This is a genomic window from Kitasatospora sp. NPDC092948 (assembly GCF_044754805.1).
In the GTDB taxonomy this organism is placed as follows: domain Bacteria; phylum Actinomycetota; class Actinomycetes; order Streptomycetales; family Streptomycetaceae; genus Kitasatospora.
Window position 1 is genome coordinate 748,402 of sequence record NZ_JBIVPU010000003.1, and the last position, 20,106, is coordinate 768,507.

The 20,106-nt window shown below is 70.3% G+C and carries 17 protein-coding genes and 1 riboswitch; of the genes, 13 read left to right on the plus strand and 4 right to left on the minus strand.

Going from position 1 to position 20,106, the window contains the following annotated elements:
* The first annotated feature begins 107 nt into the window (after nt 1-107).
* From ACIQF6_RS12855 to ACIQF6_RS12870, 4 genes are all read left to right on the plus strand, one after another.
* A complete protein-coding gene (locus ACIQF6_RS12855; RefSeq protein WP_400893626.1) occupies nt 108-1,283 on the plus strand; it encodes an Ig-like domain-containing protein in 1,176 nt (391 codons plus the stop codon).
* A gap of 164 nt (nt 1,284-1,447) precedes the next feature.
* The gene (locus ACIQF6_RS12860) at nt 1,448-2,695 is read left to right on the plus strand and encodes an Ig-like domain-containing protein (protein WP_400893628.1); all 1,248 of its coding nucleotides are present in this window, start codon (nt 1,448-1,450) and stop codon (nt 2,693-2,695) included.
* Between the two features lie 194 nt (nt 2,696-2,889).
* Nucleotides 2,890-4,056 (plus strand): Ig-like domain-containing protein, encoded by a 1,167-nt coding sequence (locus tag ACIQF6_RS12865; RefSeq protein ID WP_400893630.1) that lies wholly within the window; start codon nt 2,890-2,892, stop codon nt 4,054-4,056.
* Nucleotides 4,057-4,240: 184 nt separating this feature from the next.
* Entirely contained in the window at nt 4,241-4,717 is a 477-nt protein-coding gene (locus tag ACIQF6_RS12870) for an ATP-binding protein (protein ID WP_400893632.1), read from the plus strand.
* A gap of 323 nt (nt 4,718-5,040) precedes the next feature.
* Here the strand turns inward: ACIQF6_RS12870 and ACIQF6_RS12875 are convergent, their stop codons facing one another.
* The 4 genes from ACIQF6_RS12875 to gcvT form a co-directional block, all read right to left on the minus strand.
* Nucleotides 5,041-6,408 carry an L-serine ammonia-lyase gene (locus ACIQF6_RS12875; RefSeq protein WP_400893634.1) on the minus strand — a complete coding sequence of 456 codons (1,368 nt, stop codon included), beginning with the start codon at nt 6,406-6,408 and terminating at the stop codon, nt 5,041-5,043.
* Between the two features lie 151 nt (nt 6,409-6,559).
* Nucleotides 6,560-7,819: a serine hydroxymethyltransferase gene (glyA, locus tag ACIQF6_RS12880; protein ID WP_400893636.1), complete on the minus strand. Its 1,260-nt coding sequence runs from the start codon at nt 7,817-7,819 to the stop codon at nt 6,560-6,562.
* A gap of 15 nt (nt 7,820-7,834) precedes the next feature.
* The gene (gene gcvH, locus ACIQF6_RS12885) at nt 7,835-8,209 is read right to left on the minus strand and encodes a glycine cleavage system protein GcvH (RefSeq protein ID WP_400893638.1); all 375 of its coding nucleotides are present in this window, start codon (nt 8,207-8,209) and stop codon (nt 7,835-7,837) included.
* 102 nt (nt 8,210-8,311) lie between these two features.
* A complete protein-coding gene (gene gcvT / locus ACIQF6_RS12890; protein WP_400893640.1) occupies nt 8,312-9,430 on the minus strand; it encodes a glycine cleavage system aminomethyltransferase GcvT in 1,119 nt (372 codons plus the stop codon).
* A gap of 150 nt (nt 9,431-9,580) precedes the next feature.
* A riboswitch (glycine riboswitch) is annotated at nt 9,581-9,685 on the minus strand.
* Between the two features lie 138 nt (nt 9,686-9,823).
* Here gcvT and ACIQF6_RS12895 point away from each other — a divergent pair.
* The 9 genes from ACIQF6_RS12895 to ACIQF6_RS12935 all read left to right on the plus strand — a co-directional run bounded on the left by ACIQF6_RS12895 (nt 9,824) and on the right by ACIQF6_RS12935 (nt 20,099).
* Nucleotides 9,824-10,591, plus strand: coding sequence for an enhanced serine sensitivity protein SseB (locus tag ACIQF6_RS12895; protein ID WP_400893642.1), 768 nt, complete (start codon nt 9,824-9,826; stop codon nt 10,589-10,591).
* A 125-nt stretch (nt 10,592-10,716) separates the two neighbouring features.
* Entirely contained in the window at nt 10,717-11,541 is an 825-nt protein-coding gene (locus tag ACIQF6_RS12900) for an enhanced serine sensitivity protein SseB C-terminal domain-containing protein (RefSeq protein ID WP_400893644.1), read from the plus strand.
* 549 nt (nt 11,542-12,090) lie between these two features.
* Nucleotides 12,091-13,089, plus strand: coding sequence for an ABC transporter permease (locus ACIQF6_RS12905; RefSeq protein ID WP_400893647.1), 999 nt, complete (start codon nt 12,091-12,093; stop codon nt 13,087-13,089).
* A gap of 28 nt (nt 13,090-13,117) precedes the next feature.
* Nucleotides 13,118-14,890: an ABC transporter substrate-binding protein gene (locus ACIQF6_RS12910; RefSeq protein WP_400893649.1), complete on the plus strand. Its 1,773-nt coding sequence runs from the start codon at nt 13,118-13,120 to the stop codon at nt 14,888-14,890.
* 120 nt (nt 14,891-15,010) lie between these two features.
* The gene (locus tag ACIQF6_RS12915; protein ID WP_400893651.1) at nt 15,011-16,009 is read left to right on the plus strand and encodes an ABC transporter permease; all 999 of its coding nucleotides are present in this window, start codon (nt 15,011-15,013) and stop codon (nt 16,007-16,009) included.
* On the plus strand, nt 16,006-17,070 hold the full coding sequence (locus tag ACIQF6_RS12920; RefSeq protein WP_400893653.1) for an ABC transporter ATP-binding protein: 1,065 nt from the start codon (nt 16,006-16,008) through the stop codon (nt 17,068-17,070). The genes ACIQF6_RS12915 and ACIQF6_RS12920 overlap by 4 nt, the downstream gene beginning before the upstream one ends.
* A 28-nt stretch (nt 17,071-17,098) precedes the next feature.
* Nucleotides 17,099-18,145 carry an ABC transporter ATP-binding protein gene (locus tag ACIQF6_RS12925; RefSeq protein WP_400893655.1) on the plus strand — a complete coding sequence of 349 codons (1,047 nt, stop codon included), beginning with the start codon at nt 17,099-17,101 and terminating at the stop codon, nt 18,143-18,145.
* Between the two features lie 139 nt (nt 18,146-18,284).
* Nucleotides 18,285-19,196, plus strand: coding sequence for a DUF6891 domain-containing protein (locus tag ACIQF6_RS12930; RefSeq protein WP_400893657.1), 912 nt, complete (start codon nt 18,285-18,287; stop codon nt 19,194-19,196).
* Nucleotides 19,197-19,319: 123 nt separating this feature from the next.
* Nucleotides 19,320-20,099: a ferritin-like domain-containing protein gene (locus ACIQF6_RS12935; RefSeq protein WP_400893659.1), complete on the plus strand. Its 780-nt coding sequence runs from the start codon at nt 19,320-19,322 to the stop codon at nt 20,097-20,099.
* Nucleotides 20,100-20,106 lie beyond the last annotated feature (7 nt).

Here is a 20,106-nt window from a genome sequence, read left to right on the forward strand (position 1 = left end):
CTGTGCCCGGCGGAGCCGGGTGGGGAAACCATCCGGTCGTGTCCGGGAGCCGCGATCGGTCGTTGTGCCCGGCATCGGGTGGTTTCGCACGGCAGCGGGAGGACGGCATGCACACCGCGGTACGGCTCTGGGCACGGTGGGCGGCCGCCGCCGGACTGGTCCTGCTGACCGGCTGCACCGGCCTGTTCGGCTCCGGCCCGCCGGTCTCCCGCGCCCAGCTCGCGGTCAGCCCCGCCGACGGCGCGCAGGGCGTGGCGGTGGACGGCGTCAGGGTGGCGGTCACCGAGGGCCGCCTGCTGGAGGTCCGGCTGACCAGCGACAAGGGCGCCACGGTGCCGGGCACCCTCACCGGCGACGCCGCCGGCTGGACGCCCGACAGCCGGCTCGACACCGCCACCGCCTACACCCTCGACGTGATCGCCGAGGACGCCGCCGGGCTGCGCGCCGTCCAGCACGCCGGGTTCGCCACGGTGCCGCCCGAGCACACCTTCGTCGCCTTCTTCACCCCCGAGGACGGCTCCACCGTCGGCGTCGGCATGCCGGTCTCGCTGCGCTTCTCCCGCCCGGTGGAGAACCGCGCCGCCGTCGAAGGGGCGGTCGCCGTCACCGCCGACCCGCCGCTGGAGATCGCCGGCCACTGGTTCGGCGACCAGCGCCTCGACTTCCGCCCGCACGGATTCTGGCCGCCCGGCACCAAGGTCACCCTGGGGCTGCGGCTCAAGGGCGTGGAGGGCGCGCACGGCTTCCTCGGCACCCAGCAGAAGGACGTCCACTTCACCGTCGGCCGCTCGCTGATCGCCACCGTGGACCTGGACCGGCACGTCATGACGGTCCAGCAGGACGGGCACCTGATCCGCACCTTGGAGGTCAGCGGCGGCAGCCCCGAGCACACCACCTACCTGGGCACCATGGTGGTCTCCGAGCGCTTCGAGGAGACCAGGATGAACTCGGAGACCGTCGGCCTCGGCGACGAGTACGACATCAAGGACGTCCCGCACGCGCTGCGGCTGACCACCTCCGGCACCTTCGTGCACGGCAACTACTGGTCCGACCGCGCCGTGTTCGGGGCCGCCAACACCAGCCACGGCTGCATCGGCCTGGCCGACAGCAAGGGCGGCAGCGCCAACACCCCGGCGGCCTGGCTCTGGCGGCACACCCTGGTGGGGGACGTGATCGAGGTGCAGGGCTCGCACGGCGACCAGGTCTCGCCCGACAACGGCCTGAACGGCTGGAACCTCCCGTGGGCGCAGTGGACGGTCGGGAGGCCCGCAGCAGTTCACTGAACCGGCACCCGGCTCCCTCCGAAGATTCACTCAGCTTCGCCGGTTATCCTTGCCCCCGCGCACGCCCGAGACGATCGGGAGCGCGGTGAGCGCATCCGACCCGGCGGAACCGATTCCGGGCGTCACACGTGTATCGCTGTGGATACCTGGAGGGGAGCAGCGCGGTGAAGGCGGATCAGAAGGCCGAGGCCGGAACAGTCCTGGTCGGGAGCGGGCGGAGGGCGCGTCGGGCCGCGGCAGCCCTGTTGGTGGGCGGCGTCCTGCTGCTCGGCACGGCCTGCAACAGCGGCGGCGGCGGTGGTTCGACCGACGCCAAGGGCGGTGGCTCCGGAGCCGCGGCGGACGCGACGCCGAAGGTGTCGACCGCTCAGCTGTCGATCACTCCCGGCGACGGGGCGGCGGACGTGGCCCCCAAGGACGGTCTGCAGGTGGCGGTGGCCAGCGGCAAGCTGACCACGGTCGCGGTGACCGACAAGGACGGCAAGGCGGTGGCCGGCGAGATAGCCGCCGACGGCCTGAGCTGGAAGCCCAGCGAGCAGTTGGCGGTCGGCACCACGTACACGGTGAACGCGCAGGCGGTGGACTCGGCCGGCCTGGTGGCCGCCTCCACCACCACCTTCACCACGTTGACGCCGGCCAAGAAGGTCGCCACCAACGACAACATCGCCAACAACGGCCAGTACGGCGTCGGCATGATCGTCTCGGTGAACTTCAGCAAGGCGATCCAGAACAAGGACGCGGTGCTGGCCGGCATCACCGTCGAGGGCTCGGACGGCACGGTGGCCAAGGGCCACTGGTTCGGCTCCTCCCGGTTGGACTTCCGGCCGGAGAACTACTGGAAGCCGGGCACCAAGGTGACCGTCAAGTACCGGCTCAAGAACGTCGAGGTCTCGCCCGGCGTGTACGGCGACGTCGAGAAGGACGAGCCGTTCACCATCGGCCGCTACCAGGTCTCGACGGTGGACGCCGCGACCCACAAGATGACGGTCTCGCACGGCGGCAGCGACAGCCAGGTGATCCCGATCACCGCCGGCAACGACCAGAACCCGTCCTGGAACGGCACCATGGTGATCTCCTCCAAGGAGAAGATGACCCGGATGAACTCCGCCACGGTGTCCAACATCAAGGGCGACGAGTACGACGTCCCGGACGTGCCGCACGCGATGCGACTGACCTCCTCCGGCACCTACGTGCACGGCAACTACTGGGGCAGCTCGTTCGGCGTCGCGAACGCCAGCCACGGCTGCATCGGCATCGCGGACGCCAAGGGCGGCAGCGACAGCTCGACGGCCGGCAAGTTCTTCAACACCTCGATGGTCGGCGACGTGGTCAAGGTCGTGAACTCGGTGGGCAAGACCGTCTCCGGGGACAACGGCCTGAGCGGCTGGACCATCCCGTGGAGCAAGTGGTAGCCGAGACGCTCAACTCGGCACGACGGCCCGGCGATTCCGATCGCCGGGCCGTCGTCCGTTCGTGACCGTACCGGGACACGCCGCCTCGCAACGTTTTCCGCTGTCGACCCGTCATATCAACCGAAAGACCTGTCAGCCGACAGGCAGGTGTGTGGGGAGAGCGGAACGTGAAGGCTATACGCGGGGGTTACGCGGTGGGTGCGCTCGCAGGCGCTCTGGTACTGATGGCCACGGCCGGGTGCAGCACGGACACGGCGAAGGCCGACAGCCCGAAGGCCGCCGCCAGTTCGGCCAAGCCGACCGTGTCGGCCGCGACCATCGCCATCGAACCCGCCAACGGCGCCACCGACGTCAAGCCGACCGGCGAGGTCAAGGTGTCCGCCACCGGCGGCAAGCTGACCTCGGTCAAGGTCACCGGCCCCGACGGGGTCGAGGTACAGGGCGCCCTGGCCGCCGACGGCGCCTCGTGGGCGCCGACCGGCAACCTCAAGGTCTCCACCGCCTACACGGTGGACGCGCTCGCCGAGGACGCGCAGGGCGTGGTCGCCAACGCGCGCTCCACCTTCAACACCCTGACTCCGGCGAAGGAGGCGGGCGTCAGCGACAACGTCGCCGACAACGGCGAGTACGGCGTCGGCATGATCGTCTCGGTCCGGTTCGACCGGGCGGTGAAGAACAAGGACGCGGTGCTGGCCGGCATCGCCTTCGAGGCGGCCGACGGCACCGTCGTCAAGGGGCACTGGTTCAACGACAAGCGGCTGGACTTCCGCCCCGAGAAGTACTGGAACCCCAACACCAAGGTCACCATCCACTACAAGCTCAAGGACGTGGAGACCGCCCCGGGCGTGTACGGCGGCATCGACAAGGACGAGCCGTTCACCATCGGCCGCTCCCAGATCTCCACCGCCGACATCAACACCCACCGGATGACGGTGGTCCGCGACGGCCAGCAGACCGACTCCATCGCGTTCACCGCGGGCAAGCCCGGCTACGACACCTGGAACGGCACCATGGTGGTCGAGGCGGCCGAGGGCACCACCCGGATGACGTCCGCCGGCGTCACCAAGTCGGGTTCCGGGGACGAATACGATCTGGTGGTTCCGCATGCCCTCCGGTTGACCGACACCGGCACCTACGTGCACGGAAACTACTGGAGCGGCAGCGTGATCGGGCGCTCCAACGGCAGCCACGGGTGCATCGGCCTGACCGACACCCAGGGTGGCAGCGCGAGCAGCCCGGCGGGCAAGTTCTACGCCTCCACGCTGGTCGGAGACGTGGTCACGGTGGTCAACTCCCGCGGACCGGTGGTCGATCCGGTCAACGGTCTGGGCGGTTGGAACCTCGCCTGGTCGCAGTGGTGACCGTCGGGCGGCTGTTCGGTTGCTGACGGCATATGCCAAATGAGCCGTGATCGTTTGCTCATTGTCCGTACGCGGCCGCCCACGTTCCGCAATGATGGGCCCCATGGCGGGATGGGGCGAAGCGGAACGGGCACTTCCATCGGTCGACACGCGCGGTGACGGCTCGTCAGGAGTCGGCGCCGCGGTGGTGCTCGCCGAACTGGAACGGATGACCGCGGACGAAATGGAGCGGGCCTTTCTCGGCGTGCTCGGCGATCCGGAGGCCGGCGAGGAGGTGCGACTGCCCTCCCGCCCGGAGTCGGCCGGGGTCGCGCGGCGACTGGTGCTCTCGGTCTTGGAGTCCTGGAACCTCCCCCACCTGCTGGAGGTGGGGGAGCTGCTCACCGGCGAACTGGTCGCGAACGCCGTGCGCCACGCCGGCGGGCGGATGATCGGCCTCAAGCTGGTCCGACGCCCCGGCTGGCTGCGGATCGAAGTCCGGGACTCCTCGCGGGCGATGCCCTGCCTGATCCTCGCCCCCGAGACCGGCCGCTACCAGAACGGGCACGGCCTGCGCGTCGTCGACGAACTCTCCGACCGCTGGGGGGCGGACCTGCTGCCACGCGGCAAGGGCGTCTGGTTCGAAGTCCGGACCAGGGATCGGTCCGCCGCCACCCTCTGAAACCCTCTGCAACCCTCTGAAGAAACGATGCGGGGCCCCTGTCCGCGGTTGTTCGCGGTCCGGGGCCCCTGCGCGTCATCCGGCAACCAAGGGGGTGCGTGTCGCCGGATGGAAGTGGCCGGGTGGTACCTCCCAGCGCACATAACTATCGCACGTTTCTGCGCCTGAAACAAGTCGAAACCAAGGTTTGAGTCGCGCTTCACCTTTGGATTCCAGGCGTCAGCGAGATTGTCTCACAGTCCGGACTTACGCCACCAGGGTCTGATGGTCCCTCAGGTCGGGACCTTCTGGCTATGTCCGGTGGCGCGGGCCCGGCGTAGCCGTCAGCACTCGATGACGTTGACGGCGAGGCCGCCGCGGGAGGTCTCCTTGTACTTGATCTTCATGTCGGCGCCGGTCTCCTTCATGGTCTTGATGGCCTTGTCGAGGGAGACGTGGTGGCGGCCGTCGCCGCGCAGGGCCATGCGGGCGGCGGTGATGGCCTTGACGGAGGCCATGCCGTTGCGTTCGATGCAGGGGATCTGGACCAGGCCGCCGACCGGGTCGCAGGTGAGGCCGAGGTTGTGCTCGATGCCGATCTCGGCGGCGTTCTCGACCTGCTCGGGGCTGCCGCCGAGGACCTCGGCGAGGCCGCCGGCGGCCATCGAGCAGGCGGAGCCGACCTCGCCCTGGCAGCCGACCTCGGCGCCGGAGATGGAGGCGTTCTCCTTGAAGAGCATGCCGATCGCGCCGGCCGCGAGCAGGAAGCGGACGATGCCGTCCTCGTCCGCGCCCGGGATGAAGTTCAGGTAATAGTGCAGGACGGCAGGGATGATGCCGGCCGCGCCGTTGGTGGGGGCGGTGACCACGCGGCGGCCGGAGGCGTTCTCCTCGTTGACGGCCATCGCGTAGAGGGTGACCCACTCCATCGCGTTGCCGGGGCCGACGCCCTCGGCCCGCAGGGCGCGGGCGGCGGAGGCGGCGCGGCGGCGGACCTTGAGCCCGCCCGGCAGGATGCCCTCGCGGGCCATGCCGGCGGCGACGCACTCCTTCATGACGTCCCAGATCTCCAGCAGCCCGGCCCGGATCTCGGCCTCGGTGCGCCAGGCCTTCTCGTTCTCCAGCATCAGGCCGGAGATGGACAGGCCGGTCTCCCGGGTGAGGCGGAGCAGCTCCTCGCCGGTGCGGAAGGGGTGGCGCAGCACGGTGTCGTCGGGCTTGACCCGGGCCTCGCCGATCGCGTCCTCGTCGACCACGAAACCGCCGCCGACCGAGTAGTAGGTCTTTTCGAGGAGGACGGCGCCGGCGGCGTCGTACGCCCACAGGGCCATGCCGTTGGCGTGGTAGGGCAGGGCCTTGCGGCGGTGCAGGACCAGTTCGGTGTCGGGGTCGAAGGCGATCTCGTGGCGGCCCAGCAGGTTGATCCGCTTGGCGGCGCGGATCCGCTCGACGTCCAGGTCGGCCTGGTCGACGTCGACGGTGCGCGGGGAGTTGTTCTCCAGGCCGAGCAGGACGGCCTTGGGGGTGCCGTGCCCGTGGCCGGTGGCGCCGAGCGAGCCGTACAGCTCGGCGCGGAGCGAGGCGACCTGGTCGAGGATTCCTTCGGTGGCGAGCCGACGGGCGAACATCCGGGCGGCGCGCATCGGGCCGACGGTGTGCGAGGAGGACGGCCCGATGCCGACGGAGAAGAGGTCGAAGACGCTGATGGCCACGGGGTGACGTCCTTGTCTGGTCTCGTGGAGTGGTCCGTCCGGTGGGACGGGGGCTGCGCATGGAACGGGGCACCGCGCGCACGTCTTCCAGTGTGCGCGGTGCCCCGGGGGTTCCGGGCGGCCGCCGGATGTCGGCGGACGCGGGGAGGGGTTACAGCTCGGGGTACAGCGGGTGCTTGGCGGCCAGCGCCGTCACCCGGGCCTTCAGCGACTCGGCGTCGAAGCCGGGCTTCAGGGTCTCCGCGATGATGTCGGCGACCTCGGTGAAGTCCTCGGCGTCGAAGCCGCGGGTGGCCAGCGCCGGGGTGCCGATGCGCAGACCCGAGGTGACCATCGGCGGGCGAGGGTCGTTCGGGACGGCGTTGCGGTTGACGGTGATGCCGACCTCGTGCAGGCGGTCCTCGGCGTCCTGGCCGTTGAGCTCGCTGTTGCGCAGGTCGACCAGCACCAGGTGGACGTCGGTGCCGCCGGACAGCACGGAGACGCCGGAGGCGGTCACGTCGTCCTGGAGCAGGCGCTCGGCGAGGATCTTCGCGCCCTCCAGGGTGCGGCGCTGGCGGTCCTTGAACTCGTCGGAGGCCGCGACCTTGAAGGCCACCGCCTTGCCGGCGATCACGTGCTCCAGCGGGCCGCCCTGCTGGCCGGGGAAGACCGCCGAGTTGATCTTCTTGGCGAACTCGGCCTTGGACAGGATGACGCCGCCGCGCGGGCCGCCCAGGGTCTTGTGCGTGGTGGTGGTGACCACGTCCGCGTACGGCACCGGGGAGGGGTGCAGCCCGGCGGCGACCAGGCCGGCGAAGTGCGCCATGTCGACCATCAGCAGGGCGCCGACCTCGTCCGCGATGCGGCGGAACTCGGCGAAGTCCAGCTGGCGCGGGTAGGCGGACCAGCCGGCGATGATCAGCTTGGGCTGGTGCTCCTTGGCGAGGCGCTCGACCTCGGCCATGTCGACCTGGCCGGTCTTCTCGTCCACGTGGTAGGCGGCCACGTTGTAGAGCTTGCCGGAGAAGTTGATCTTCATGCCGTGGGTCAGGTGACCGCCGTGGGCCAGGTTCAGGCCCAGGATGGTGTCGCCCGGCTGGATCAGCGCGAACATCGCCGCGGCGTTCGCCTGCGCGCCGGAGTGCGGCTGCACGTTGGCGTGCTCGGCGCCGAACAGCTCCTTGACCCGGTCGATCGCGATCTGCTCGACCACGTCGACGTGCTCGCAGCCGCCGTAGTAGCGGCGACCGGGGTAGCCCTCGGCGTACTTGTTGGTGAGAACCGAACCCTGGGCCTCCATGACCGCCACCGGGGCGAAGTTCTCGGAGGCGATCATTTCCAGGGTGGTCTGCTGGCGGTGCAGCTCGGCGTCGACCGCGGCGGCGATCTCCGGGTCGAGCGCGTGGAGGGACTGGTTGAGAACCGTCATGAGGGGGTCTCCCGGTCAGGCGCCGGTGAAGGCGGTGTAGCCGTCGGCGTCGAGCAGCTCGTCGGTCGCCGTGGCCCGGACCTTGAACAGCCAACCGCCCTCGAAGGGCTCCGAGTTGACCAGGGCCGGGTCGTCGATGACCTCCTGGTTGACCTCGGTGACCTCGCCGGTGGCGGGGGAGAAGAGGTCGCTGACCGACTTGGTGGACTCGAGCTCGCCACAGGTCTCACCCGCGGTGACGGTGTCACCGACCTCGGGGAGCTGGACGTAGACGATGTCGCCGAGGGCGTCGGCCGCGTGCGCGGTGATGCCGACCGTCGACACCCCGTCCACGGCGGCGGTCAGCCACTCGTGCTCCTTGGTGTACTGCAGGTGCGTGGGGTTGCTCATGACGTCATTCTCCAGGATCGCAAGAGGGGAGGGCACGGCCGTCCGCTGGGCGGACGAACCGGAAAGAGCTGCTCGGACAGCAGGTGAAGGGCCGATCGAGGGTCAGCGGGCGCGCTTGTAGAACGGCAGCGCGACGACCTGGACCGGCTCGGCCTTGCCGCGGACGTCCACCGCGACGGTGGAGCCCGGCTCCGCGTGCGTGGCGTCCACGTAGGCGATGGCGATCGGCTTGCCCAGGGTCGGGGACGGCGAGCCGGAGGTGATCCGGCCGATCACGGCGCCCTCGGCGTCCACCACGGAGTACTCGGCGCGCGGGACGCGGCGGCCCTCGGAGACCAGGCCGACCAGCTTGCGCGGAGGGTTGGCCTCGGCCGCCGCGGCGGCCTCCTCCAGTGCCTTGCGGCCGACGAACTCGCCGCCGTTGGTGGTCTTGTCGAAGCGCACCACCCGGCCCAGGCCGGCGTCGAACGGGGTCAGCTCGGTGGACAGCTCGTGCCCGTACAGCGGCATGCCCGCCTCCAGGCGCAGCGTGTCGCGGCAGGACAGGCCGCACGGGACGAGGCCCTCGGCGGCGCCGGCCCCGCTCAGCGCCGTCCACAGGTGCTCGGCGTCGGCGGGGGCGCAGAAGATCTCGAAGCCGTCCTCGCCGGTGTAGCCGGTGCGGGCCAGCCAGACCTGACGGTCCGCCACGGTGGCGGGCAGCAGCGCGTAGTACTTGAGGGCGGGCAGGTCGGCGTCGGTGAGCCTGGCCAGGATGCCGCCCGCCTCCGGGCCCTGGACGGCGAGCAGCGCGTAGGCGTCGCGGTCGTCGCGGACGGTGGCGTCGAAGCCGGCCGCGCGCTCGGTCAGGGCGTCCAGGACGACCTGGGCGTTGGAGGCGTTGGCGACGACCAGGTACTCGTTCTCCGCGGTGCGGTAGACGATCAGGTCGTCCAGGATGCCGCCGTCCTCGCGGCAGATCATGGTGTAGCGGGCGCGCAGCACGCCGAGGGCGGAGATGAAGCCGACCAGCGCGTGGTCGAGCAGTTCGCCGGCCTGCGGGCCGGAGACGGTGATCTCGCCCATGTGCGAGAGGTCGAACAGGCCGGCCTTGGTGCGGACCGCGAGGTGCTCCTCGCGCTCGCTGCCGTAGCGCAGCGGCATGTCCCAGCCCGCGAAGTCGGTCATGGTGGCGCCGAGCGAGCGGTGCAGCGCGTCGAGCGCGGTCAGGCGGAGGGACACGACAGGACTCCCGGGATCTGGAAACGGGCAGGCTGGGGCGAATCTCCCCGTCTGTCGTCGAACCTGAGAGCTTCACCGCATCCCGGACAGGATGGCGGTTTGCACCGTGGGTGGGCGCACGGCGCGGCCGTGTCCTCTTTCCAGATCTGCCTCGCCCGGGCGGTAGGGGGGCCTGAGAGATTCCGGGGAGGACTTGCTCCTTCGGCGCCGGTCGCGACCGGGTGACGGTCGTTCCGGCTCTCCCGCGCGGGTTCGAGCGGCCGGTATGAAGTTAGGGCGGGCCCATCATGGCATGCCGCGACCCCCTGGTGGGAGTGGGGATGGATCACAGCCGCCGCAGGGCGACCGGGCGCGCCGCTAACCTGATCGCAACCGTGAGTGTGGAGGGGCGAGATGGAGTTCCCGCTGGGTCAGGTTCCGGAAGGCGGGAGCTGGCCGGCCAACGAGCTGGAGCAGGTCCTGATGGCGGCCCTGGGCGATCCGGGGGCGACGCCCCGGGTGATCGAGGTGCTGGCGCGCAGTCAGGTGTGGATCCCGCTGCCGTCCGGCGCCGATCCGCAGTCCGGTTCGCTCGACCTGCCGACGCTCGAACTCGCGGGCGCGCCCTACGTCCCGGTGTACAGCTCGCAGGAGCTGTACCTGCAGCACGTCCCGGGCATCCCGTTCGCGATCGCCCCGATGTGGGAGTTCGCCCGGGGCCTGCCGCTGGGCATCGGCATCGCCGTCAACCCGGAGGCGCCGGTGGGCATCCCGGTGCCGCCGGAGGGCGTCGGGGAGCTGCGGCGCGGGCCGCGCGGCGACCAGTGGGAGGCGCAGGGCGTGACCGAGGGGGCCCGGGTGGCGCTCAAGGAGCCCGAGCCGCACCAGGAGCCGTATGCCTTCCTGGCCGCCGCGACCGGCGAACTCGCCGCGGTGCCGGGAGTGCTGACGGCCCGTCGGGCGCTGGCCCGGGTGGAGGGCGAGTCGACCCTGCTGTACATCGGCGTCCAGCTGGACCCGACGGCCCCCGCCGACCCCGGCGACGTCAACCTGGCGCTCGGCCGGGCACTCGGAACCGCGCCGCCGAGCTGGGGCGTCCACCTGGTGCTGCTCGATCTGGTCGCCGACCCGGTGGTGGACTGGCTGCTGGGGCGGGTACAGCCGTTCTACGTGCGGCCGTGACCCGGGGCTCCGCCCCGGACCGGGCGGCATCCGGAACGGCGGAATGACGGCTGTCGGGCGGGCCCCATAGGGTTGCCCCGGCACACCGCGGCGCGGTGGACGTGGACGAGAAAGAGGGCGGCGACGTGACGGGAGCAGCCGGTGACCCGGGCGCGATCGAGCGCGCCCTCGCAGCGGTCGCACCGGAGCGCTGGGAGGCGTACGAGGGGCTGCTGCGCGCCCTCGCGAACGGGCAGGTCTGGATGCTGCTGTGGCACGGCAGCCCGGGCAGCCCGGACGCCCAGTACGGGAACATGGACGTCGGCGGGCACGGCTACGCGCCCTGCGTGACGTCCCCGGGCCAGCTGGCGGCCAGTGGGTGGGCGCGCGGTCACGAGCTGGTGTCCGGGCCGGAGATCGCCGGCTCGCTGTACCGCTCCCGCTGGGGCCTGTGGCTGGACCCGCACCGCCCGGGCGGCGGCGTCGGCGTGCCGTGGGCCGACCTGAGACGGATCTCCGTCGGCCTGGACCGGGTGCCGGCCGGGCCGCTGCGCATCTCCGATCCGGCCGTGCAGGCGCCGCAGCTCTTCGCCGTGCTGGAGCAGCAGGCGGTCGAGGTGCGGCCGTTGCGCGCGCTGTGGCGGGCCTGGGTGCAACCGGTGCTGGGCGAGCCGTATCTGACGATCGGTCTGGACCTGTACGACACCTCGCCGCCGGCCGTGGAGGCCGCCCGGGCGCTGGTGCAGCGGGCCGCCGCGCACGCCCCCGAGGGGCCGGCCGTCTCCACCGTGCTGATGGCCGACGAGTTCGACCCGGTGGTGATGTGGCTGCGGGCCAACTCCCGCCCGTTCGTGGACCGGCAGGGCGCACCGGGCGCGTACGCCACCGGTTTTGGTTACGCAGCGCAACCGCCGACGGGGCCTGCGCCGGGCTGGCCGCAGCCCCAGTGGCCCGGATATCCCGGACGCTGACCATATCCTGACGGATCGTCGGAAATCCCCCGCTTGCACCTTTTCCAAGGTCGGCGGGGGTTTTCCGTCTTCCCGGGGTCTCCGCGCGTCGTCACCGGCGCCACCTGGCGTTTCCCCGCCACTGGCGGGGTGTCGTCAGCGCGCCCCTTGACGCGTGTGTGACGCCTGTGTGAAGAGCGATATGCCAGCGCAACGAAAGTGCATGCGAGCAGATCACAGTTAGGCATCCTTCGCCATGGGGGTCTTCCGTCGGGTACTTCCCATGACAGAGAGTGCTGCCCTATGCGGAGCGCGAGACGATCCTCACGAGGGTGAACGTGCCGCCGCCACAGCATGAACCCGCACGACGCGCATCTCCGTGCGGCGGCACCATGCGCGCCGGGGCGATCCTTCCCGGCGTCGAACGGCACCACCCGCACCGCCCTGCTTGCCAAACGCACTTCTGCACCGCCGCATCGGCACCCGGCACCACCGCATCCGCTCTGCAACTTCCGCACCAAACGCGACTCCGTGGGCCGGCCACCGTCGGCGAGGGGAACGAACTGACTCATGACCACACCCACCGAGACCTCGGGTCCGCCCGCCGGTGCGCAGCCTGACGGCGCGTCAACCACCGAGCCGACCAAGAAGATCGAGGGCCGCTCGCCGGGCCGCATCGCCTGGGACCGCCTGAAGCGCGACAAGATCGCGCTGGCCGGCGGTGCCGTGGTGATCCTGCTGATCCTCGCCGCGATCTTCGCGCCGGTGCTGTCCTCGCTGTTCGGGCACTCGCCCTATGACCCGCACCCGGATCAGATCAACCCCGATCTCGGCCTGCCCAAGGGCCCGTTCGGCGGTATCAGCAGCGACTTCCTGCTGGGCGTCGACCCGACGTTCGGCCGCGACGTGTTCTCCCGGATCCTCTACGGCGCGCAAATCTCGCTGCTGGTGGCGCTGCTCGCGGCCGTGCTCTCGGTCGGCATCGGCGTGGTCATGGGCATCATGGCCGGCTACTTCGGCGGCTGGGTGGACGCGATCATCAGCCGCGTCATGGACATCCTGCTGGCCTTTCCGCAGCTGCTGTTCAGCATCGCGCTGGTGTCGGTGATGCCCACCTCGGCGTTCGGCATCCCGGACAAGTGGCTGCGCGTGATGATCCTGGCGGTGGTGATCGGCTTCTTCGGCTGGCCGTACATCGGACGCATCGTCAGAGGCCAGGCCCTGTCGCTGCGCAACCGTGAATTCGTCGACGCCGCCCGCAGCCTCGGCGCCGGCCGCGCGCACATCCTGTTCCGCGAACTGCTGCCGAACCTGGTGGCGCCGATCCTGGTCTACGCGACCCTGATCATCCCCACCAACATCCTCAACGAGGCGGCGCTCAGCTTCCTCGGGGCCGGTGTCCGCCCGCCCACCCCGTCCTGGGGCCAGATGCTCTCCGACGCGGTCAAGATCTACCAGGCGGACCCCACGTACATGGTGATCCCCGGCCTCGCAATCTTCATCACCGTGCTTGCCTTCAACCTGTTCGGCGACGGCCTGCGCGACGCGCTCGACCCCAAGGGCAACTGAGCCCGCAACTCTGGAGGTTCCCCAACCCATGAAGCGAAACAGGACGCTCGCGGTCGCCGCCCTCGCGGCCACCCTCGCCCTCACCGTCTCCGCCTGTGGCGGCAGCAAGAGCGGCGGCTCGGGTGGCGACAACGCCGCCAAGGGTGGCGCGGCCGGCTTCAACGCCGCCGCCGACAAGGTGGTGAACCCGTCCGACAAGAAGGGCGGCACCCTCAACCTGTGGACCAGCACCGACGTGGACTCGCTCGACCCCGGTCGCGCGTACTACGCCTCGGTGTGGAACTTCGAGCGCTTCTACGCCCGCACCCTGCTGGCCTTCGACGGCAAGCCGGGCAAGGACGGCCTGAAGCTGGTTCCGGACCTGGCCGCCGCCCAGCCGGAGGTCGCCGCGGACGGCAAGACCTACACCTTCAAGCTGAAGCCGGGTCTGAAGTTCGAGGACGGCTCGGTCATCACCTCGAAGGACATCAAGTACGGCATCGAGCGCATCTTCGCGCAGGACGTCGTCTCCGGTGGCCCGACCTACCTGCTCAACGAGCTGGACCAGGGCCAGAACTACAAGGGCCCCTACACCGACTCGGACCCGAACAAGCTCGGTCTGAAGACGGTCGAGACCCCGGACGACACCACCATCGTCTTCAAGCTCGCCAAGCCGAACTCGGACTTCCCGTACCTGCTGGCCATGGGCTCCGCCTCGCCGGTCCCGCAGAAGCTGGACACCGGCTCCAAGTACGGTGACCAGCCGGTCTCCTCCGGCCCCTACAAGTTCAAGTCGGTCCAGCCGGGCAAGGAGTACGAGCTGGTCCGCAACGAGAACTGGGACCCGGCCTCCGACCCGTTCCGCAAGGCGCTGCCGGACGCGGTCAAGCTGACCGTCACCACCAACTCCGACGACATGGACGCGCGCCTGCTGGCGAACACCGCGGACCTCGACTGGTCGCAGACCGGTCTGTCGCAGGCCGCCCAGGTCAAGGTCCTGCAGGACCAGGCCCTGAAGGCCAACACCGACGACCCGTACAACGGCTTCATCCGTTACGTCAGCGTCGTCCCCGCGGTCGCCCCGTTCGACAACCAGCACTGCCGCAACGCGGTGCTGTACGCGGCCGACACCACCGCCCTGCAGACCGCCCGCGGCGGCTCGGTGGCCGGCTCGATCTACGGCTCGATGCTGCCCCCGAACATCCTCGGCTCGGACGACTACGACCCGTTCAACCTGACCAAGGGCAAGCCGGACATCGCCAAGGCGAAGGAAGAGCTCGCGGCCTGCGGCAAGCCGGACGGCTTCAAGACCACCATCGCGGTGCGTGGCAACAAGCCGAAGGAGGTCAACTCCGCGGTGGCGCTGCAGACCGCGCTGAAGGCCGTCGGCATCGACGTCACCGTCGACCAGTACGACGGCAAGCTGATCTCCTCGGTGATCGGCGCGCCCGACGTGGTCCGGGCCAAGGGCTACGGCCTGATCGTCATGGGCTGGGGCGCCGACTACCCGACCGGCTCCGGCTACCTGCAGCCGATCGTCGACGGCCGCTTCATCGTCAGCAACGGCAACACCAACTACTCCGAGATCAACGACCCGGAGATCAACGGCTGGTTCGACCAGGCTGCTGCCGAGACCGACCCGAACAAGGCCGCCGACCTGTACAAGAAGATCAACCACAAGGTCACCGACGGCGCCTACTACCTGCCCATCGTCGCCGACAAGGCCCTGAACTGGCGCAACCCGCGCCTGACCAACGTCTACATCACCGACGCGTTCGGCGAGGTCGACTTCCAGGCCCTCGGCGTCTCCGACGGCAAGTGACCTGACCTTCCCCTTTAGTTCGCACCGCTAGTCCGAAGGGCAGGTGAAGGCCCTGCCAGGGCCGGCCGGGACGCTCCCCCACCGGGGAGCCCCGGCCGGCCCGTGGCAGGGCCGACCGCAGTGCTCGTGTATCTCATCAGGCGACTGATCAACGTCGTCTTCATGCTGCTGGTGGTCGCCGCGGTGACCTTCGGCATCTTCTTCATGGTGCCCAAGCTCACCGGAACCGATCCCGCGATGCTCTACGTGGGCAAGATCGCGGACAAGGTGGCTGTCGAGGGTATCCGCCACAAGATGGGCCTCGACAAGTCGATCATCGAACAGTTCTGGCTCTTCCTGAAGGGTATCTTCGTCGGCCGCGACTACAACGCCGGCGTCGACATGACCCACTGCAAGGCCCCCTGCCTGGGCTACTCGTTCAAGACGGAGCAGGAGGTCTTCCCGCTCCTGCTCAACCGCGTCGGCGTCGACATCTCGCTGGCCATCGGCGCCTCCGTGCTGTGGCTGGTGTTCGGCACCGCCACCGGTGTCGTCTCCGCGCTGCGCCGCGGCACCGCGCTGGACCGCATCAGCATGTCCGTCGCGCTGGCCGGCGTCTCGCTGCCGATGTACTTCACCGGTCTGGTCTCGCTCGCCGTGTTCGTCCATCAGCTCGGCTGGTTCCCGAACAACTACACGGACTTCGCGGACGATCCGGTGGCCTGGTTCCAGGGGCTGGTCCTGCCCTGGATCACCCTGGCGTTCCTGTTCGCGGCGACCTACGCCCGACTCAGTCGCGCCACCCTGCTGGACGTGCTCGGCGAGGACTACATCCGCACCGCGCGCGCCAAGGGCCTCAAGGAACCCGTGGTCATCGGCAAGCACGCCATGCGCTCCACGCTGACCCCGATCCTGACCATCTTCGGCATGGACCTCGGCGGTCTGCTCGGCGGCGCCGTGCTCACCGAGACCACCTTCAACCTGCGTGGTCTGGGCTACGAGGCAGTCACCTCGATCCAGTCCAGTGACCTGCCGATCATCATGGGCGCGACCCTGTTCGCCGCGTTCTTCATCGTCATGGCCAATCTCCTGGTTGACCTGCTGTACGCCGTTGTCGATCCCCGGGTGAGGCTGGCATGAGCAACACCGACAAGCCCAACCTGGCAGACAAGAGCTTCCTCTCGGTCCGCGACCTGAAGGTGCACTTCCCGACCGACGACGGACTGGTCAAGTCCGTCAACGGCCTGAGCTTCGACCTGGAGCGCGGGAAGACCCTGGGCATCGTCGGCGAGTCCGGTTCCGGAAAGTCCGTCACCTCGCTGTCGATCATGGGTCTGCACCGCACCGGCACCAAGCGCGGTGCCCCGCAGATCTCCGGCGAGATCTGGCTGGACGGCGAGGACCTGATCGCGGCCGGCCCCGACCGGGTGCGCAAGCTCCGCGGCCAGAAGATGGCGATGATCTTCCAGGACCCGCTGACCGCGATGCACCCGTACTTCACGGTCGGCGCCCAGATCATCGAGGGCTACCGGGCCCACCACCCGGGCGCCTCCAAGAAGGAGGCCCGCACCCGGGCCATCGAGATGCTCGACCGGGTCGGCATCCCGCAGCCCGACAAACGCGTCGACAGCTACCCGCACGAGTTCTCCGGCGGTATGCGTCAGCGCGCGATGATCGCCATGGCGCTGGTCAACGACCCGTCGCTGCTGATCGCCGACGAGCCGACCACCGCCCTGGACGTCACCGTCCAGGCGCAGATCCTCGACCTGATCCGGGACCTGCAGAAGGAGTTCGGCTCCGCGGTCATCATCATCACGCACGACCTGGGCGTGGTCGCCGAGATCGCCGACGACATCCTGGTCATGTACGGCGGCAAGCCCGTCGAGCGCGGCCCCGCCACCACCATTTTCGAATCCCCCGAGCACCCCTACACCTGGGGCCTGCTCGGCTCGATGCCCCGACTCGACCGGGAGCTCCAGGACCGGCTGATCCCGGTCAAGGGCACCCCGCCGAGCCTGATCAACGTGCCGTCCGGCTGCGCGTTCCACCCGCGCTGCCCGTACGCCGAGCTCACCGGCGGCCGCTCCACCAGCGAGGTGCCCGTGCTCGCCGAGGCCGCGCCCCGGCACCACGCCGCCTGCCACCTGCCGATCGCCGAACGCCACCGGATCTTCACCGAAGAGATCGCGCCCCGGCTGTGAGCACGTACCACCCACTTGGAGACAACCGATGACGGACAGCCAGACGGCGGCCCCGCAGGCCGCGAAGGTGCCCGCCCAGGCACCCGGCAAGGACCGTGAACCCCTGCTGCGGGTCACCGGGCTGACCCGGCACTTCCCGGTCACCAAGGGCCTGCTGAAGCGTCAGGTCGCCGCGGTCCGCGCGGTCGACGGCATCGACTTCGAGGTCATGGCCGGCGAGACGCTCGGCGTGGTCGGCGAGTCCGGCTGCGGCAAGTCCACGATGGGACGTCTGGTCACCCGGCTCGACGAACCCACCAGCGGGAAGATCGAGTTCGAGGGCGCCGACATCACCCACCTGGGCGTCTCGGCGATGCGGCCGTACCGGCGCGACATCCAGATGATCTTCCAGGACCCGTACTCCTCGCTGAACCCCCGGCACACCATCGGCACCATCGTCGGTGCGCCGTTCCGGCTGCAGAACGTGCAGACCGAGAGCGGCGTCAAGAAGGCCGTGCAGGACCTGCTGGAGCTCTGCGGACTCAGCCCCGAGCACTACAACCGCTACCCGCACGAGTTCTCCGGCGGCCAGCGCCAGCGCATCGGCATTGCCCGCGCGCTGGCCCTCCGCCCGAAGATGATCGTCGCGGACGAGCCGGTCTCGGCGCTGGACGTCTCCATCCAGGCCCAGGTGGTCAACCTGCTGGACGACCTCCAGAAGGAGCTCGGCCTGACCTACCTGATCATCGCGCACGACCTCTCGGTGGTCCGGCACGTCTCCGACCGGGTCGCCGTGATGTACCTCGGCAAGGTGGTGGAGATCGCCGACCGGGACTCGCTGTACGCCCGGCCGATGCACCCCTACACCAACGCCCTGATGTCCGCGGTGCCGGTCCCCGACCCGCGGCGCAAGGAGCGCCGCGAGCGGATCCTGCTCACCGGTGACGTGCCCTCGCCGCTCAACCCGCCGTCCGGCTGCCGCTTCCGCACCCGCTGCTGGAAGGCGCAGGACATCTGTGCGAGCCAGGAGCCGCCGCTCGACGCCGTGCGGGCCGGGCACCAGGTGGCGTGCCACTTCCCGGAGAACGCCGAGTAGTCGCAGGTTCCGAGGTCCGTCCCGGGAGGGGGTTCCCTCCCGGGGCGGACCTTGCCGTTTTGCGGGCGGTTGCCCGCCCTTGGCCCCGCGCCCCCGGCGGGGCGCGGGAACCGACGGTGGCGGGTGGCAGAGTGGGCACATGCTCGAAATCGCGGTGCGGGACAAGTCCGGCAGGGTCGGAGTGCGGGTGTCGGAGGACGAACTCCTCGACCTGGTGCAGGACATGGGGGCGTGGCAGGGCTCGTTCCTGGTGCTTCAGCGGGTGCCGGACCTGCCGGACACGTACGCGCAGGCCTGCCCGGAGAACGGCGCCTGGACGGTGGAGCACCGGGACGGCAGCCCGACGCGCCACTACGGGACGCAGGTGCACGAGCTGGAGCGGGTCGCGGAGCTGCTGCTCGGCTGGGCCCGGGAGGACGCCGGCTGGGACGCCGGGGCGGAGTGGGGGCGGATCGACTTCGGGCCGGAGCCGGAGCCCGCGCCGCTGGAGCTGTCCGAGGAGGACGAGGAGAGCCTGGTCGACGAGGTGCGGCGACTGCTGGCGGGGGGTTACACGACCCTCGCGCGGGCGGCCGAGGCCGCCGAGGAGTACCTGGTCGACGGGGACACCAGGCCGGTGACGGGGGCTCAGGCGAAGCAGCTGGTCGACCGGATGTGGCTGGAGCGGGTCGCCGAGCAGCGGACGTGGGTCGGGGAGACCGATCCGGAGCGGGTCGCCAGGGCGTTCGCCGCGCTGGAGACGACCGGGATCACCGCCCGGGAGAACTTCACCTGCTGCCGCAGCTGCGGCAACGGGGAGATCGGGGCGGAGAACCCGGAGGCCCGCGGCTTCGTCTACTTCCACTCCCAGGGCACCGAGCACGCCGTCCTCGGCCATAGCCTGTCGCTGTACTACGGCGGATTCGACGACTCCGAGCAGACCACGACCGCGGTCGGCCGGGAGGTGGTCGCGGCGCTGGAGGAGCACGGTCTGACGGTCCGCTGGGACGGCGACCCGGCACGGGCGATCGACGTGGTGGAGCTGGACTGGCGGCGCCGGCTGGTCGGGTAGTCCGAGTCGGCACGGCTTTCCTCCGTCCGGCGCAGTGCGGGGCGTGAGCTGTTGCCCGGGTGGGCGGGGGTGCCTTGAGCTGGACCGGAATGTTCCGGCTCCCGTCCGAGGGGTAGGTCCGCCATGCTGTCGGCCCGCAGTCTGTTCCAGGAGATCCACGACGACGACCGGGCGTTCCGGCTGTTCTGCTCGATCGCGGCCAAGGGGGAGGACCAGGGCGGCTGGGAGAACGGCCGGATCGCCCGGCTGGTGCCCGACCGGGAGCTGGCGCCGAAGGTGGCCCGGCACGGCGCGGACGAGGACAAGCACGGGCGGATCTTCAAGGCGCTGATGCACAAGCGCGGCCTGCACCCGACCGACGTCCCGGACGAGACCGACTACACGATGATCCTGGAGCGCCAGGGCATCGGCCTGGCGCACTCCCGGCTGCGCCGGGACGAGCCGCTGACCGAGCAGGACGTGATCACGTACCTGGCGCACAGCCGGGTGACCGAGCAGCGGGCGTCGGAGCAGATGCTGATGTTGAAGCGGATCTTCGGCGACCACCCGGAGCTGGGCCGGGCGGTGCGGATGATCTCCAACGACGAGGACAACCACCTGGCGTTCTGCCACGAGGAGTTGCTGCGGCTCGCCCACCGCGGGCACGGCCGGCTGATCCTGGACACCCTGCAGGAGACCGCCCGGGCCGAGATCCGCACCTACCGGGACGTCAGCCTGGCGGTGATGGCGCACCTGGGGGAGCTGCTGCACTGGCCGCGGGCCAAGTCGGCGACGCTGGCCGCGGGCATCCACGCGGTGCACGGGTTCGAGCGGGCGGGCGGCTGGCGGCGGATGACGACGCTGCGGATGCCGGCCAAGCTGAACGCGCTGGGCGGGCCGGCTCCGCACGAGTCGTTCGTCTGACCGCCCG

Coding starts and splice junctions, on each gene's coding strand:
- ACIQF6_RS12920 (WP_400893653.1), top strand. CDS start 16,006: ATGAGCAACACCGACAAGCCCAACCTGGCAGACAAGAGCTTCCTCTCG.
- ACIQF6_RS12930 (WP_400893657.1), top strand. CDS start 18,285: ATGCTCGAAATCGCGGTGCGGGACAAGTCCGGCAGGGTCGGAGTGCGG.
- ACIQF6_RS12910 (WP_400893649.1), top strand. CDS start 13,118: ATGAAGCGAAACAGGACGCTCGCGGTCGCCGCCCTCGCGGCCACCCTC.
- gcvH (WP_400893638.1), bottom strand. CDS start 8,209: ATGAGCAACCCCACGCACCTGCAGTACACCAAGGAGCACGAGTGGCTG.
- glyA (WP_400893636.1), bottom strand. CDS start 7,819: ATGACGGTTCTCAACCAGTCCCTCCACGCGCTCGACCCGGAGATCGCC.
- ACIQF6_RS12935 (WP_400893659.1), top strand. CDS start 19,320: ATGCTGTCGGCCCGCAGTCTGTTCCAGGAGATCCACGACGACGACCGG.
- ACIQF6_RS12895 (WP_400893642.1), top strand. CDS start 9,824: ATGGAGTTCCCGCTGGGTCAGGTTCCGGAAGGCGGGAGCTGGCCGGCC.
- ACIQF6_RS12905 (WP_400893647.1), top strand. CDS start 12,091: ATGACCACACCCACCGAGACCTCGGGTCCGCCCGCCGGTGCGCAGCCT.
- ACIQF6_RS12855 (WP_400893626.1), top strand. CDS start 108: ATGCACACCGCGGTACGGCTCTGGGCACGGTGGGCGGCCGCCGCCGGA.
- ACIQF6_RS12925 (WP_400893655.1), top strand. CDS start 17,099: ATGACGGACAGCCAGACGGCGGCCCCGCAGGCCGCGAAGGTGCCCGCC.